Here is a 16,049-nt window from a genome sequence, read left to right as displayed (position 1 = left end):
GGTCGTGAGCGTGTCGTTCTACGAAGACGCAACTATCTGATCTCGTCCGGCAGTGTGGGTGAAAGCGGCCGCCGACAGCTCCGCCTCCGTCTCCTCCCAGGCGAGGTGGATGCCGAGTTCGCCCTCCAGGAACCGCAGGAACGCCACATCTCCTGCCTCGTCACCGAGGTGGACGAAGCCGAGCGCCACCTCGGCCGGTACGCCGTCCCCGAGATGGGGCAGATTCGGCTCGAACGAGGACACGACCTCGCCGTGCAGGGCGTAGACGACGCTGCTGAAGCCCTTCGCGTTGCGGTGCACGACAAAGGCCCGTCCCCGCTCGGACAGCGCGGCGACGTAGTTGCCCGTGTGGCAGCTGAACTCCTCCAGCGCATATGCCCAGCCCGCCACCGAGCCCGCTCGGACGATGGTGTCCGGCGGGAAGGGAAGGAAGCCCGCGCTCGTCAATCGGGCCACTGCCGCGTCGTCTTCCCAGTCGAGGAAGTCCATGTCACTGATGTGGTCCTGCCCGGTTCTGATGAGCAGGTCGAGCGCCGCGGAACGGGTCAGCGGGACGATGTGGCGCTCCTCGGCTCCGACGCTGCCCAGCAGTTCGTCAGGCGATAGCCCCTCACTGAGCGTCAGCGTGAAACTTTCGCTGTGCGGGTTCGCTATCCAGCGCAGCCCGTTCTCCCCGGATCCCCGGTTCATCACGCCCCCTGCCAATGGTCCGCCACGATGGCGCCCTCGCGAGCCGAACTTAGCGTTCAGCCCCGCCAAAGAGAACGCTCATCCTCCCCGAATGCGGCCGCCCGTTTGCGAGGGGATCGGGGTGACATCCATACCCTCGTGCGGGGGCTTTGGGCTGCTGAAGTGGAGCGTGGCGTTCGTGAGACCACTTTTGGCGGCTCCGAGACCGAAAGCCACAGCTGTGTGACTTGCGAAAGCCCGTCGTAGAGGAGGGTGGAGATGCGCTTCGCGTGCTCCTCCCAGCCGGCGGCCTGTATCCCGCAGTCGCGCCGCCCCCGTGGATGCGGGAGGTGTTCGAGGCGAGCGGGCCCCTTCTTCCCCCGGCCACGTTCGCGCGGTTGACGTTCGCGCGGTTGACGTTCGCGCGGAAGTTGGCGGCGTCATGGAGTCCTTCGACCGTATCGCCGCGACATGTCCTTCGCGGGCTCGCCGGTCCGGGACACGGACTTGCCGGGGATCCACGTCGCTGTGCCCCAGGCCGTCCGGAGCGACCTCGTGGCCCGCCTGCGCATGGTTCGGCCGCTCTGCGCCGACCACCGCACCGGCACCCACCCGAAGGCGGTATCGGACCGGGCGGTGTGGTGGTGCATGCCCGGGGCCCGTGCGAGCGAACCGGTGTGCTGACGGCCGCCCGGCGGATCCGTACGAGAGCCTCAGGACATGCTGCCCCGGCACACCGTTCCCGGGGCCGGAGTGCGGCCCGTGCGAAGGTAGTGGTCGACTGCCTCCGTGACGCAGCGGTTCTGCGGGTATGTGCCGTGGCCCTCCTCCTCGGCTGTCAGGAGGACGCCGATGCCGTCGCCCAGGGCGCGGGCCATGTGGCGGGCCCCGGGGTAGGGGGTGGTCGGATCGCCGGTGCCGCCGACGACAAGGATGGGGGCCGCGCCGTCGGCGTTCACCTGAAGCGTGGGGCGCTCGCCGTCGAACGGCCAGTCGTAGCAGAGGTAGACGCCGATGGACCAGGCCGCGCCGAAGACGGGTGAGGCGGCTTTGATGCGGGCCTCGTCCCGGTCGAGGCGTTCGAAGCCGGGGCGCAGGCTGGAGTCAGCGCAGGTGATCGCGGTCTGGGCGGCGCGGCTGCTGTCGCTCGGGGTCGCCGCGCGGTCGGCGGAGCCGATGTCGTCCGCGCCCTTGCTCAGCGGACGGCCGTCGTTGTGGTCGATCAGCGCGGACAGGGCCTTGGCGAGCGGCGCCCAACCGTCCGTGCCGAGGTCGAGATGGTCGCTGACGGCGTACGCGAGGTCGTCGGCATCGAGGTTCCTTCCGGCGCCGGCCGGGGCGGGCTTCTTCTCCAACCGGTCGGCCAGGCGCGCCATGCGCCGCGCGGCCTCCTCGGGCCCGTTGCCGGTCGGGCAGTGGCGGACACGGGCCGCGCAATGCGCGGCGAACCGGTCGAACGCCGCCTGAACCGCCTTGACTTGCGACACCTTCTTCTCGTCGTGGTCCTCGGTCGGATCGACGGACGCTTCGAGGACGAGCCGTCCGACGTGCGACGGGTACAGGTGGGCGTAGACCGCGCCGAGCGCCGTTCCGTACGAGACGCCGAAGTAGTGCAGCCGCTCGTCGCCGAGGAGGTCTCGCATCAGGTCGAGGTCACGCGCGGTGTGCGAGGTGCCGATGTACGGGAGGAGCGTCCCGGAGTGCTCGGCGCAGGCGTCGGCCCCGTCGTAGCCGGTGTCGCCTGCGGTCTTCCCGCATCGCACGGGGATGGTCGCGCCGACGCCACGCGGGTCGAAGGAGACCAGGTCGTAGCGGTCGAGGAGCGGCTCGTACTGGTCGAGGAATTCGGGCAGTCCGCTGACGCCGGACACGCCGGGGCCGCCGAAGTTGAGGACGAGCGAGCCGATGCGCCGCGCGTTCGGGCCGGTGGCCTTGCGGCGGATCAGGGCGACGTCGATCGTCCTGCCGTCCGGTTTCCGGTAGTCGAGGGGGGCCTTCATGGTGGCGCAGTCGTAGCCCGTGCGCGCGGTGTGCGGCGAGGTGCAGCTGGACCAGTGGAGGTGCTGGCCGATGGTGAGCGCGGTGGGCAGACCGGCGGGTGGGTTGTTCGCGGTGAACTCCGTGCGCGGCTGCGCACTCAGGCCGGGAGCGTCGTGCTGAAGCCAGGCGCCGACGGCTCCGATCGCGGCGAGGATGACCACGGCGATGATGCGCGCGCCGACCGAGAGGCCCGGTGTGCGGCTTCGTATCGTATGTGGGTCACTCATCGAAATCCTCGCGCTCCCGCCCTTGGACGACCGCCCCGTGCCCGCATGCCCGTACCCGTGATCGTCCGATCGTCGAATGCGTGGAGGATACAAGCCGCCTCCGACAGCACGGCCGGACGCGCGGTGTGCGATGTCAGTTCAAGGTCTGCGTCAGTTCGCTCCGGCTCGGTGTGTGAACGATACGGCCGTACGCTCCGTTGACGATCGGCATGTAGGGCGGGACGTGGCCGCACTCGATGTCGGCGATGATCGGCACGTTGAGAGAACCAAGTGCGTCGAGGACTGCCTCGTGCTGGCTGAGGGAATGGTTGTCGGGTGCGTTGGTCCGGCCGACGAGAACCGCGTTCGCGTGGTCGAAGAATCCAGCGAGCCTCATGCCATGCAGGTTCCGGCAGATGGTGAAAGCATCGTTGTCGGCTGCCTCCACGTAGACGAGGAGCCCGTCCGGTGACTCGTTGCGAGCGAAGGCCGAGACGTCGAGGTAGATCGTTCCCGTGAGATTGCACAGAGTTTCGATGCAGCCGCCGATCAGTCTTCCCTCGGCCTCCACGTCATCGCTCCCGTCGAGCCGGGTCCAGGTGCCCACGGAGTCGAGCGTGTACTCGCGTATGTCGGGGCAGACGGCGAAGTCGTCGAAACCGGTGGCCCGGTGGCGACCGGGCGGGGTCTGTGTGTTCTGGTGCCCCGGGGGCGCTGCGACGATGTCAAGCCACGATTGCAGCCCTTCGGGCACCCGGTAGGGCGTGTCCATGAGGTTGTTGCCGTGGACAGTGGCTGTCCCAGTGAGCAGAGTCATCGGCGTGATCAGGGTCGACATGTCGGAGAATCCGACGAGCCAGGTGGGCTCGCTCTGCCGCAGCCTGTCCCAGTCGAGCAGCGGTAGCAGATCAATGGCGGTCTCTCCGCCCCATGGCGGCACGATGGCTTTGATGGTGGGGTCGGTCAGCATCGACATCAGCTCGCTCGCACGGTCTGCCGCCGAAGCACTGATGTGTCCGGAGCCGTCCATGCACCGGCCGATGACGACCTTGTACCCGCGGTCCTCGACGTCACGAACGGCGAAATTGAGGCGCTCACGCAGTTCTTTCGCGACCCCGCTCGAGGGAGAGGTGACACCAACACAGTCACCGGGACGCAGGGGGGACGGGTATCGAACAGCCATACGCTGGATTTTGGCACAGCGCCGTATTCGCGGGACACCGAGTTCTGTGCGCTTCAAACTGCCCAGATGCCCGGGTGCCAGGTTTCAAATCACCTACTGAACTGCAACCGGCACCATCATCGAGCCCGGCACCGACTCCCTCCGCCGCGCGTGGATCCGGGCGCGGCCCGTGGAACGGGCCAAGACGGGCTGACTGTTACGGGTGCCCGCTCGATGGTCAGGGGCATGCCTAAAGGCTCGTTGCGCCGCGGGGTGAGTTGGGGGTTGTTCGAAGTTGGGATCAGGTGGCTGCGGTGATGTGCTTCAGCTACATGATCGGTCCTCGTAGGTGGAGTCCTGCCTCGTAGCTCTCGGGGGAATTGTCGTAGTGGGTGGCGAGTTCACGCCAGGTCTTGATCTCTGGAAGCAGCGCTCCACAGGGTTGCGCCGCCGATGCCGATGCCGATGCCGGCGCGGGTCGAGGGCGACGGCGCGTCCGCCAGCCGAGCCCTTCGTTCGCCGGTCGGCGGCTTGGCCGATTTCCTCCGGGATGACGGCGGCGAGCCTACGCCTGCGTAGGTAGGCACGGTTGGCCTTGGACGAGTAGGCCTTGTCCGCGGCAACCGCCCCTGATCGGGTGCGCGGCGGCCCGAGGGGGCGTGGGACACTGCTGCCGCTTCGTCGGCATGGCACGGCCCTGATCGCCAACTGTAGGAGACTGATCTCGTTCATCAAGTGGGCTGGTATTCCAGCACGGCATCAGCAACATCCAGAAGTTCGGCATGCGTCAGTCGGCACAGCAGCGCGGAGGCGGGATGCGGCAGGGCATGCGCTCGGCGCGAGTGATGACGTTCACGTCCGAGCCGGGGCGCATCCTTTGGCCGACGCTGGCGCGGGCCCGGTCGGGTCAGGTGGTGCTGCTCTCATCGTGCGAAGGCCAGGAGATCCGCCGCTGGGACATGTTCACCGGCCGAATGATGTGGTGTTCGGTCGATGCCTGGTCTGCCAATGCTCTTGCGGTCGCCTCACCGCCGGGCGGCAGCCTGGTGGTCGCGGTGGCCACGGAGGACGGCGTGCTGCGGCTCGACGCGCTGACCGGCGCGGAACTGGATGGCTACGAGATGGCCGCTGGTGACACCATCTGGGACGTGGCCACCGGCCTCCTGCCGGACGGCCGGGCGTTCATCGCCGGGGCCGGCCATTGCGGCTTTCGGGTGTACCGATGGGACGCGGCGACAGGCGAGCCCCTGGGTCCGCCGCTGGTCGGCCATACCATCTGCGTCAAGGCCGTCACGGCCATCACACTGCCCGACGGCACCGCGCTGATCGCCTCGGAGGACGAGACAGGCCGCATCCTCCGCTGGAACGCCGCATCGGGCCAGCCGTACGGAAAGCCCATCCACGGGCCCGGTGATTACAGCATGCGGTTGGTCTCCCTCGCCTTGAACGACGGGCGAGTCATGCTCGCCTCCCTCGACATGAACGGGACGCTGTCGCGCTGGGACGCGGTCACCGGCGAACCGATCGGCCCGCTCATGCGACCAGGCCCGGAAACCTTCCTGGCCGGTGCCACCACGGCAGGTGGCGGCGTGCTGTTCATCGCCCGGTACGACGGCCCGATCCGCCTATGGGACGCCGTCAGCGGCGAGATGCTGGGTGCGCCACTGCAGGGAACCGGTCCTGCCGCCCTGAGCTGCTCTGACGGATCGGCGTTGCTCGCGACCCGGGCAGGCGACGCGGAAATGACGGTCCGTCGCCTGGTCGATCCAGTCCGCTGAGCGGCGGCCAGGCCTCGTAAAACGGGGCAAGGTCAGGGCCGACAGCCTTTCCGGCGATAGGCAAAGCCGCTTCGACAACCGGCATCGGGGCTACGGAACCGGACTCTTACGACCTGACCCGCGATTAACCTGACCGAGAGTCCTCATCGGTGGGTGAGTTAGGGGGTTCTGCGACCGGCCTGTCGGACCGGCCCCGCCCGGTGTCGGCCCGGCAGCGTTCACCAGCCGACCAGATCCATGGACCTTCGAGTGAGCCAGTCCATGAACGACACAGGCCGACCGCCGAGATTCAGAGGAAGGATTTGGTCGCAGGTGGCCCGGCCGTCGAACCATAGTGAGCCCTGGCGCGGACCCGTGACAACGAGCAGGGTCGAGAAGCCACAGCCGTTGTCCTGGATGAATACAGCGCCGGACGTCTTGCGCTCCTGGAACACCTCGTACTCAGCGTCCCACTGCTTCCATGCCGCCTGGTAGGCGTTGCAGTCAGGGAAGTCCTCCGTCAGCGGCTCGCGTGCGTCCAGCTCATCCTCGTAAGCGCAGTAGGAGTCGGGATGCGAGAAGGCAGTAGTGAGCAGGTCGTAGTTGGTGCGTGAGTCCCCATGCCAGCCCCAGCCTGCCGCGGATCGGCGCAGGCGGTTCACCGCGCCGCTGGCGCTCTGCCGGAGCAAGTACTCTCGGTACTGGTCCGGGAACACGATGCCCAGCTCCGCCTCCGCTTCGCAGATCTCCGCTTCGGACAGCGGCGGCGCCGGGCAGGCGTCCTGCCTCGAGGGGGGACAGCTGAGCTCGTCAAAGCGCCGCCCGTGGGCCATGCGTTGGGCTTCCGCTATCCAATCGGTCGTCATACCGGTGAGGGTAGACGCGAGCGATCCGTCGGGACTCTGCCGTGACATGGAGGCGCCCCGCCAGGTTCTTGAGGTGTGAAGATCAAGCAGGCTCGTGCCGCCATGTCGCACCGTGCGTTCTGCGGCATCTCGGCTGAGTATCTCGGAGAGTTGATCGCCGAGCTCGCGCCACGCTGGGACGCACGGTGCGAGTCAGGCCGGCACGAGCGGCGGCACGGGGCCCGGAAGCTGAAGGTCGGCGCTGGGCCGAAGTACGAGCTGGTCTTCACCGACCGGGTCCTGGTGACGCTCGTCCACCTGCGGACGGGACTGACCCACGAGGCCCTCGGAGCGATCTACGAGGTGGGTTCTTCCACTATCGGGCGGGCGATCAGCGAGATCCGTCCGCTGCTGGCCGCGCGTGGGTTCGCGGTGCCCGACCGGCCCGGCCTTCGGCTACGGACGCTGGAGGACGTGTTCGCCTATGCCGTGGCCGAGAACGTCACGCTGAGGATCGACGGCACCGAGACCCAGGTCCGCCGCCCGCAGGCGCACTGCCCCGGGCGCCGAGCCTTCGTCTCTGGCAAGCGTAGGCAGAACACGATCAAGACCACCACGATCAGCGACCACCAGGGCCGCACTCTGTGGTCCGGCGCCGCCCGGCCCGGCCGCATGCATGACCAGACCGCGGTGCGCGCCGAGGGCATCGCAGAACAGTTTCGGCAGTATCCCGCCGCGAAAGCCGAGGTTGACGAGGGTTACCGAGGTCTGGCCAACGAGTTCCCCGGCCAGGTCAGCACCGCCCAGGAAACCGAAGGACACCGGCAACGCACCGCTGACCGAGCGGTACGGATGGCGCGAGATGCGCCGTCGTCAATCCTCTCGACGGATCTGCGTCGAGCACGCCAACGCCGAACACCGGCAGTGGCGCCCGCTCCAGCGGTACACCGGACGACGTGAGGAGTACGCCGAGACCCACCGCGCCATCGCCAGCCTGGTTTCTGACCGAGCAGCCAAGCTGGTCACCCGGCACAAACCGACCGCCGAACTCGTGCTCGTCCACACGACGGCCTGCTGAATCACCCACCAGCTGAACGACCAGGCCAGCACGGCCCAACATCAATCGCGAGGCAGCCCGTTAGCTCGTTGCGGATTCTCAGAACCTCCACTGGGCCTCAACAGCGAGCACAGCCTCCGGGGTGGCCAGCACGAGCATCGGATCAGGGGTCTGCAACAGGAATCCGCTCCAGACGCGGAAGACTGCGCTGCCATCTGCTCCGTCCTTGGCGAAGGAGATGCAGCCCGGCAGATTTCTCGCGTCGTTACTTCCTCCGGGCACTCAGGGCGGAGGACCGGCAGAGAATTGGAGGTAGTTGTGACTGGTGGATGGATACCACTGGCGCAACGCGCCTGCCATTTCCGATCACCTCGGTCACCGTGCTTGAGCTCATCTCGTGGTCGAGGGGCACAGAGGTAGGAGCCCACCTCCGGCGAGGCGTTCAGCTCGATGAACGCTGCACGGTTCCGCGTCTCGGACGCGCGGAGCGTCCTGATCGGAGCGGGCGGCCAGGCGGCGGATCCGAGCTCAGTCGTGCCGGCCAACCTGACCAGCAGGCTTGAGAGCGATCAGAATGCGCGAACCGATCAAGCCACGGGCCCAGGCCCCGTTCTCACCGACGGGGCTGGGACGTACAAGCCATGCCCGCACGGGACGGGATGGCTCCCGTTCTCGGCACCACACTGGCGTCTCGCCCACGATCGCCCTCGGAGAGGGGGAGCCGGTCGAGCCGGGTGACCTTCAACGTGTCGCCCTGGCGGACGTGCTGGAGGACCAGGCCGAGTTTCGGGCGGGAGGTCTTGGCGCCGCCTGCGGTCTCGACGTGGATGTTTTTCTCTTCGACGCCGGCGCGCTGCAGGGCGTCGAACTGGTGGTCGGGGTTCTGGTCGGCGGTCGATGTCCTCGCCTGTCCAATGAGTATGTGCCGGAACCTTCCGTCTTGCCGTTTGCTGGCGTTGATTCCCGACGCGGGTTTTCGACAGTCCTCGCCTGTGGGTTCCTCATCGCCGTGCCGAGTGTCGGCGGACGGTTGTCTGACGACGCTCGACCGTGCGGGTTCCCTGACTGCGTAGACAGTGTCTAAAGAATCATGGTAGACACTGTCTATGGAGTGCGGGAATTCTCTCAAGGAACGGTTGATCGACGCCGGAGTGGACCTTGTGATGACCGACGGAACCGTTTCGCTGGGGCTGCGTGAGATCGCGCGCCGGGCGGGGGTGTCGCACGGGGCTCCGCGTCGGTACTTTCCCACTCATCACGCCCTGCTCTCCGCGATCGCCCACCGCGGTTTCGCGGACCTCAAAGCCCGGTTCGCAGCCGCGACCGACAGCACGACGTTGCCGCGCTGTCAGGTGCAGGAGATCGGGCGGGCATACGTCCGGTACGCGCTTGAGCACCGCGGCATGTTCGAGCTGATGTTCCGGCATGACCTCCTCGACAGCGAGAATGACGCATCGGACCAGCCGCAGCTCCGAGATTCGACCCTGCCGTTGTTCGAGCTCATTGTTGAGCTCATCGCCCGGTATCGCAGGGAGCAGGCTGCCGCGCACCGGCCCAGCGAGCCGAGCGATTCTCAGGCGCCGCCGGCCGTGACGGCCGCCGCCCTCTGGTCGAACCTTCACGGTCTCGCCCAACTGTGGGCCTGGGGAAGCCTCCAGCTCACCCTTGATATCCCACCACCAGGCGGAGCAGCTGACAGCAGCCCTCTCGACCGGCTCGTCGCGGCGGTCCTGGACGCTCATCTCGGCCCGGTGAACTCGTGATCGCAACCGTACGGCGGCGCCTCGCACTCCTGGTCAGCGTTGCCGGCGCGGTGATCGTCGCGCTGGACGGCACGGTATTCCTCGTGGCGCAGCCCAGCCTGCAACGCGACCTCGGCGCGAGCATGACGCAGGTCCAGTGGACAAGTACCGCGTACCTGCTCGCGGTGGCCGCGCTTCTCGTCATCGCCGGGCGCCTGGGTGACCGGTACGGACACCCGCGGATGCTGTTCGTCGGCGTGCTCGGCTTCGCGGCAGCCTCGGCGGGCATCGCGCTCGCTCCCGGCGTCGGCTGGGTGATCGCCCTGCGCGCCGTACAGGGCGTGTTCGGTGCGCTCCTCCAGCCGACGACACTTGCGCTGCTGAGGCTGGCGTATCCGGCGGACCGGCTCGGTACGCCGGTCGCCATCCGTACCAGCGCGATCGGTGTGGCCGCGGCGGTCGGTCCGGTGCTCGGGGGTGTTCTTGTCGCGCACCTGGGCTGGCGTGCCGTCTTGTGGATCAACGTCCCCGTCGCGCTCGCGATCGCCGCACTCACCCTCGCCGTGAGAGCGCCGGCGCCCTCCCGTGCCAGGTCTCAGCGACTTGACCTCACCGGTGCGGCGTTGCTCGCAACCGCCCTCGCGGTCCTGTTACACACCCTGGCTGGCGTACCGGCGCACGGGTGGAGTTCCGCTTCGACATGGCTCGGCCTCACCGCTCTCGCGGGCGTCGCGGCGGCGTTCGTCGGGCATGAACGCCGCACCGCGCACCCGATCGTGCCGTCGGCAGTGGCGAGGTCCGTACCTGTGGCGGCATCAGTAGTGATCCTGCTGTTCGCCACCGGCGGTATGTTCGGCGCGCTGTTCGTGGCCACATTCTTCTTCCAGGACGTACTCGGGCTCTCCCCGCTTGGCAGTGGTCTGAGGGCGCTCCCGCTGACCGCGCTCATGGTCCTCGGTGCGCCCGTCGCCGGCGTCGCCCTGCGCCGGTACAGCCCACGCCGCACCGCGATCCTTGGCACGGTCCTTGTCGTCCTTGGCATCGGGGGTCTTTCCCAGCTCGGCTCGGCAGGCACATGGGCTGCTACCGGCCTGGCTTTTGCCGTCCTCGGCGCGGGATTCGCCACCGTCATGGTCACCGCTACCGCAACCGTCGTGGGTGAGGCACCGCCCGGATACGCCGGGGTTATCGGTGGACTCAAGCAGACCGCCATGAACGTCGGCCCGTCCCTCGGAATCGCCGTAGCCGCCGGCATGATGGTGCTGAGACCTACGGGCGCCGGGATCCCAACTGCGGGCGTGAGCAGGGCAATGTCGGCTTCGGCGACGGGCCCCACCCTGATGGTCCTCGCCGGATTCGCCGCCCTCGGCCTGCTACCGGCATCGCTGCTACCCACCCGGTCGATGGCTGCCACGGACGATCACGACATCCACACCGTTGACCAACCGCAGCGAAGTGTCGGGTGACCGGCTGACACCGAGGCCGCTCGATCGCTGGTAACAGTTTTCCAGCCCGAACTCTTGACCAGGCCGGGGCAACGGGCGGTGTCTGGTGTCGTGGTGACTGTTCATGGGGCGGTACACCTCGCCCCCCTTCGTCACGGGAGGGGGGGGCTTCTCAACTCTGCTCTCCCCGTTTCGCAGACGCTGTTCGGACCGTAGCGCCGCACCTGCGTTCTTGCAGCGTCTTGCCGGAACACAGGTCCCCATTTCCGGCGACTTTATGAGCGCGGTAGCGCTGCTCGGTCGCGCGGACGTCGGCAGTGGTGCCTACCGTCGTGAAGTTGTCGGGCGGGAAGTCGTTGACCGTCCACGCGCCAGCGGATGCCTTCTTCGACTTGCTCGGCAACCCGAACCCGGTCCGCAGCTACCCGACCGGGGTCGGCAAGACGGCCTAGTACATCGGCGAGGCCCGCCCGCTCGGGTCGGTCGCGGACGACGAGATCGGCGAGGCCCTGGAACTGTTGTGGGGCACCGCGGCGGTCATCACCTGGAACGGCCGTCGGAGACGGTGCTGTCGTGGCTCGGATGGTGCGAGTCGTACGGGTAAGACGGGCCGTCCGCCCCGCCCCGGCCTGGGCGAAGCGGCTGGCGCTATCAGACTCCCGTGCCCCGGCAGGCAGATGGCCGTGGAGCGGCTGATCGCGCGGCGGGAGGTGCACCTGTGGGTGAAGACGCTTTGGTGGATGCTGTACGAGACTGCCGGACGGGCGCAGGACATCCTGGGCGCGAACATCGACGAAGTGCGTGATGCTGAGCCTGATAGGGGCCGCGACTTGCTCTGCTGGATGTAGTGAAACACTCCAAGATCGGCTCATGATCCTTGTCCCTGGCAGGGCCACCGTCCGTGTCCGTCCTGTCGCAAACTTGCAGGACGTGGTGACCTGGTGTTGCCGCGTCTTCGGCCCGGTCGACCCAAGGACTGCAATCGTGAGCGAGCGCGTTCTCATCCCCCGCAACCGGGGCTTCCTCTTCCTCGACTCCCACCCGGCGGGCTGCGAGCGGCTGGTGGCCGACATGTGGCAGGCATGCCCCGACCCTGCCGATGTGCCGGAGGGTGCCGGGCCGGTGGCTCTGATCATCGGCTCCTCGGCGGGATACGGCCTGGCGGCCACTGTTGCCGGACTCAAGCGCGCCGGCATCCGCGGCATCATGGTGTCCTTCGAGAAGGCCCCCACCGAACGGCGCACCGCCACGGCTGGCTGGTACCGCACCGCCGCCACCGCCGACGTCGCCCGTATTGCCGGGCGGGATCTGGTCTTCCTCAACGGCGACGCGTTCTCCGACACGATGAAGAACCAGGTCGCCGACCTCATCGAGCAGCGTTTCGGCGGCAGGCTGGACTACTTGGTCTACTCGGTGGCCGCGCCACGGCGCACCGACCCGGACACCGGCGCCACGTACGCCTCCGTCCTCAAACCGATCGGCCAGTCGAACCGCACCAAGACCCTTGTTTTCGACGACCAGGGCGTTCCTGAGGTTCGCGAGGTCGAGACCGGGCCGGCCGATGGCGATGATGTCGAGCAGACTGTGGCCGTGATGGGTGGTGCGGACTGGGAACGCTGGATCGACCACCTGGCCAGTCGGGGGCTGCTCGGCGAGGGCTTCGCCACTGCCGCGCTGTCGTACATCGGGTCGCCGCTGACAGCGGCGATCTACCGGCAGGGCACCATCGGCGCGGCCAAGGCCCACCTGGAGGCCACCGCCCGGACCCTGAACGAGCGGCTCGAGAAGACGGTGGGCGGGCGGGCCGTGACCTCCGTCAACGGCGCCGCTGTCACCCAGTCCTCCGCCGCCATCCCCGGCATCGCTCTGTACACCGGCCTGCTGCGCGGCGTCCTTGGAGCGGATCTGGTCCCGCCGGTACGTCAGCTCGCCGCCCTGTGGGACCAACTTACCGGTGCCGTCCCGCTCGCCCTGGATGACGAAGGCCGAATCCGCCTGGACACCTGGGAACTGACGGACGACGTCCAAGCTGCCGTCGCCGAACGCTGGGAAGCCGCCACGACCGACACCATCGTCGGTCTCGCCGACGTCGACTGGTTCCGTGCTGAAGTCCAACGACTGTACGGATTCTCCGTACCGGGCGTCGACTACACCGCCGCCGTGACCACCGACATTCCCTGGCCCGCCCCCACGCTCTGATCCGGGCACGGATCCGCCATGCGGAACGCCCCCGCTGAGCGGTTCTCACTGTTCGTCGATGGCGTCTGTGTCACGACCTTCGCTGTTGGCGGAGTTTGTCGGCCAGCGCGGAGGAGCATTCAGTCTGGACAGAACGCAGCGCCCGGCGCGGCAGGAGCAATGGATGCTGACGGTGTTGGGCTTCGCCATGGGGTCATTTGGTCACCGAGCCGCCCCCGGAGGGCGGCGCGTCCGCACTGGTGAAGAACTGCCAGAGCGTGACCAGCGCGACGAGTTGCGCCAGGATCCATGCGATCTGCAGGGAGAAGAACCGCATCTGGTAGACGGAAAAAAGCAGTTGGGCCCGGGAGGGCCAGAAGACCCGCTCGGCGCGAAAGGTATCGAGGTCCATCGCCAAGGCCGTGAGGGTGAGAACGAGTAGGACCGCCGCTGCCGCGAGCGCGAGAATGTCCTGTTCCTCGCCCAGCAGGTGGTTGCCGACGGCGAAGAGTGCGACCGGGGTGGCGTAGGCGACAGCCAGGGGCAGCGCCTTCACCGGGCCGCGCCTGCCGGGAAGCAGGCGCCACAGCGCACCGAGGAGGAAGCCCGCCCAGGAGAAGGCGAACACCCAGGAGGCGGCGGACCACACCACCTCGGGGAAGCCGAACGGTTCGTACAGCGTGCCGTTGAGCGTGTCGCCGCGCAGCGACTGTGACCAGGTCAACACCCCCGCGAAGGGGATGGAGATGAGTGCGGCGTACCGGGCGGCCCGCATTCCGTTGTCCCACCAGGCGTCCCGGGGCCCGAGCGCGAGGACGGCATCCACGACCGTGATGTCGGGCGGGAGTTCACGCCGGGGCGTCACCCCACCTGACCCGCTGTCCAAGTCGCGGAGGTCTCTCAGTTCCTCTTCGATCCGCTCGCGGTCGACGGCGCCATCGTCGGACTGCCCGTGGTCCAGCCGGCGGAGCCTGGCGAGCCTCTCTCGGTGCCCCCGCGCCGCCATGAGGAGAGCAGCGCGGTCCGACGGTGTCACCAGATCTCCGAGCCGCGGCCCGATTCCGGCCCGCTGGTGCAGTACGGCCCGCCGTGCTGCCAGGCGCAGGCACACAGCCAGGGCGGCGAGGTCCACGAAGAACCAGAGCAACGCAGGTGCACTGTTTGCCGCGTAGATCCCGAGGAACAGCATCACGACAGCCGGGTAGGACACCATCAGCAACCACCGCTCAACGGGACCTGGTTCGGTCCGCAGCACCGGAAGCCGCTTCGTAGGCGCCGAGAAGTCCGTACGCAGACCCGAGGCCATGTGCAGGAACGCGAGCATGGCCAGGGCGGTCAAGACCCACAGCTTGCCCGACCACCATTCCAGGGCCTGATCGGCGGACCACAGCAGACCACTGCGCAACTCGGCCTGGTGCCAGGCCCCGTACCCCACATGGCGGGAGATGAAGGTGCCGTCGCTCCACCGGAGCACGTATGTCGGGTCGACGAAGGCACTCGGCCAGCTGCCCCGCAGCCAGTCGCGCTCTTTCGCAACGGCTTGGCACACACCGATCAGGAGCACACCGCCGGCGGAGAGGGCGAGCGCCTTGCCGAGGGGAAACGTCGCCCCGCGACTGCGCAGGAGCCCGCCGTCGCGCAACAGTCGCCAGGCAGCGGCCCACGTGCCCAGCACCAGGAGTACGAACGACGCGAGGGCAGCCGCGGCGACGGCCGTCACGGTGTACCAGGCATGGCCCTGAGCCTCAGGACGTACGAACGTCGGTGCGTGCAGTCCGACCACGCTCGGCACCGTCCCGGGCACCGCCGCAATCACCACGAGCACGGTACAGACGACGCTCACGCGCCGCCCCGCACGGGCGAACAGCAGCAGGACCACCCCTGCCAGCGCCGACAGCCACCACGCATGCACGGCAAGACGTGCCTGTTCGGCCCACTTGTCGGGGTCCTCGAACGCGCCTGCGGCGACGAACACCATGTTGTCCGCGTTGACCAGCAGGGAGAGACAGAACTGGACCGCGGCCCAATTACGCAAGTTGGACGTAACTCGCTGATCGACCGGGGGCAGCAGTCGATGCCGGTTGCGGTACAGGACCGCCGCCCGCCACAGAGACCCGGCGACCAGCAGGTTCCAGAGCACGTACCCCGCCGCGTCGATGACGCCGAATGGCGCGCTGTCGTCCTGCGCGGACCAGCTCCGGGGCCAGGACGGCTCGATCCGTACGGTGATGGGCCGCTTCGGCACGACGGAGGTCCATTCGAGGCCGTGGTCGCCGACGCCCCGGGTCGCACGCGGCGTCGCCCTGGACACTCCCGGCCGGCCCGGGTCCACCACGACGGATTTCCAGCGCAGGGCCCCCAGGACCTCCGGGGGCGTGAAGCGCACCTGCCACCATGCCCGCCGTACGTCGACGGTCCACGGCCCGACCAGGAACTCCCGCCGCTGATCCACCCATGCGTGCGTACGGATCTCCACGGTCACTGTCGTGGCGCCGGGCGTCACGACGGGTTCGTGCGAGCGCCACTCCTCCCAGCGCGTGTCGAACCGCAGCTCCCCGCGGACCAGACACCGCATCGCGAGCCGGTAGTCCTCGCTCGACGGCCCGAACAGCAGCTTGTCGGCATGCCTCCAGGACATCGGAACGGTGAGGGTCACCTCGCTGGTCACCTTCGTGTAGGTCCTGCCATCGTGGTCGAACACCAGCCGGACCTGCCCAGTCGCCCCCTTCAGCCCCTGCTCGGCGCAGTCGGGCACGGCGATCACACTGTCCTCCCGGGCGACGGCCGGAAGCCCTTCGGCCCGGCCTGCGGCCGACCACAGGAGTGTCTGCACGCCGAGAAGCACGCAGAGGAGTACGAACAGCGATGCCGCCCCCCGACACACGCGCACCTGGTCGACCGCCCCCCAGCAGTGAATCCGTGAGATGCACTACGCGCCACCTTGTGGT

General features: G+C 68.2%; 11 protein-coding genes and 2 pseudogenes. 6 read left to right on the top strand and 7 right to left on the bottom strand.

The window, feature by feature from the left end; genetic code table 11:
• Positions 1 to 18 precede the first annotated feature (18 nt).
• From ACWCQK_RS35040 to ACWCQK_RS35030, 3 genes are all read right to left on the bottom strand, one after another.
• Positions 19 to 690, bottom strand: a complete 672-nt coding sequence (locus ACWCQK_RS35040; RefSeq protein ID WP_451162081.1) for a DUF6461 domain-containing protein — start codon at positions 688 to 690, stop codon at positions 19 to 21.
• Between the two features lie 692 nt (positions 691 to 1,382).
• Positions 1,383 to 2,936 (bottom strand): alpha/beta hydrolase, encoded by a 1,554-nt coding sequence (locus ACWCQK_RS35035; RefSeq protein WP_451162079.1) that lies wholly within the window; start codon positions 2,934 to 2,936, stop codon positions 1,383 to 1,385.
• A gap of 133 nt (positions 2,937 to 3,069) precedes the next feature.
• Positions 3,070 to 4,098, bottom strand: a complete 1,029-nt coding sequence (locus ACWCQK_RS35030; RefSeq protein WP_451162077.1) for a S66 family peptidase — start codon at positions 4,096 to 4,098, stop codon at positions 3,070 to 3,072.
• A 761-nt stretch (positions 4,099 to 4,859) separates the two neighbouring features.
• Between ACWCQK_RS35030 and ACWCQK_RS35025 the strand changes: the two genes are divergently transcribed.
• On the top strand, positions 4,860 to 5,855 hold the full coding sequence (locus ACWCQK_RS35025) for a WD40 repeat domain-containing protein (RefSeq protein ID WP_451162075.1): 996 nt from the start codon (positions 4,860 to 4,862) through the stop codon (positions 5,853 to 5,855).
• A 218-nt stretch (positions 5,856 to 6,073) separates the two neighbouring features.
• On the opposite strand, the gene ACWCQK_RS35020 is transcribed toward ACWCQK_RS35025, so the two are convergent.
• Positions 6,074 to 6,700, bottom strand: a complete 627-nt coding sequence (locus tag ACWCQK_RS35020) for an SMI1/KNR4 family protein (protein ID WP_451162073.1) — start codon at positions 6,698 to 6,700, stop codon at positions 6,074 to 6,076.
• 102 nt (positions 6,701 to 6,802) lie between these two features.
• Between ACWCQK_RS35020 and ACWCQK_RS35015 the strand changes: the two are divergent.
• Positions 6,803 to 7,757 (top strand): annotated as a pseudogene (locus tag ACWCQK_RS35015) (transposase family protein).
• A gap of 362 nt (positions 7,758 to 8,119) precedes the next feature.
• On the opposite strand, the pseudogene ACWCQK_RS35010 reads toward ACWCQK_RS35015, so the two are convergent.
• Positions 8,120 to 8,281: pseudogene (locus ACWCQK_RS35010) on the bottom strand (GNAT family N-acetyltransferase); the annotation flags it as partial.
• A 68-nt stretch (positions 8,282 to 8,349) separates the two neighbouring features.
• The gene (locus tag ACWCQK_RS35005) at positions 8,350 to 8,865 is read right to left on the bottom strand and encodes a recombinase family protein (protein ID WP_451162071.1); all 516 of its coding nucleotides are present in this window, start codon (positions 8,863 to 8,865) and stop codon (positions 8,350 to 8,352) included.
• Between ACWCQK_RS35005 and ACWCQK_RS35000 the strand changes: the two genes are divergently transcribed.
• From ACWCQK_RS35000 to fabV, 4 genes are all read left to right on the top strand, one after another.
• The gene (locus ACWCQK_RS35000; protein WP_451162069.1) at positions 8,843 to 9,499 is read left to right on the top strand and encodes a TetR/AcrR family transcriptional regulator; all 657 of its coding nucleotides are present in this window, start codon (positions 8,843 to 8,845) and stop codon (positions 9,497 to 9,499) included. The two genes, ACWCQK_RS35005 and ACWCQK_RS35000, sit on opposite strands and share 23 nt — an antisense overlap.
• Positions 9,496 to 10,944 carry an MFS transporter gene (locus ACWCQK_RS34995; protein WP_451162067.1) on the top strand — a complete coding sequence of 483 codons (1,449 nt, stop codon included), beginning with the start codon at positions 9,496 to 9,498 and terminating at the stop codon, positions 10,942 to 10,944. The genes ACWCQK_RS35000 and ACWCQK_RS34995 overlap by 4 nt, the downstream gene beginning before the upstream one ends.
• Before the next feature lie 662 nt (positions 10,945 to 11,606).
• Positions 11,607 to 11,771: a hypothetical protein gene (locus ACWCQK_RS34990; protein ID WP_451162065.1), complete on the top strand. Its 165-nt coding sequence runs from the start codon at positions 11,607 to 11,609 to the stop codon at positions 11,769 to 11,771.
• A 136-nt stretch (positions 11,772 to 11,907) separates the two neighbouring features.
• Positions 11,908 to 13,122, top strand: coding sequence for an enoyl-[acyl-carrier-protein] reductase FabV (fabV, locus tag ACWCQK_RS34985; protein ID WP_451162063.1), 1,215 nt, complete (start codon positions 11,908 to 11,910; stop codon positions 13,120 to 13,122).
• Positions 13,123 to 13,315: 193 nt separating this feature from the next.
• On the opposite strand, the gene ACWCQK_RS34980 is transcribed toward fabV, so the two are convergent.
• Entirely contained in the window at positions 13,316 to 15,934 is a 2,619-nt protein-coding gene (locus ACWCQK_RS34980) for a DUF6185 family protein (protein WP_451162061.1), read from the bottom strand.
• Positions 15,935 to 16,049: the final 115 nt, after the last annotated feature.

Source organism: Streptomyces sp. NPDC002306, from assembly GCF_053593435.1.
This window is presented reverse-complemented; position numbering and strand designations above follow the sequence as displayed.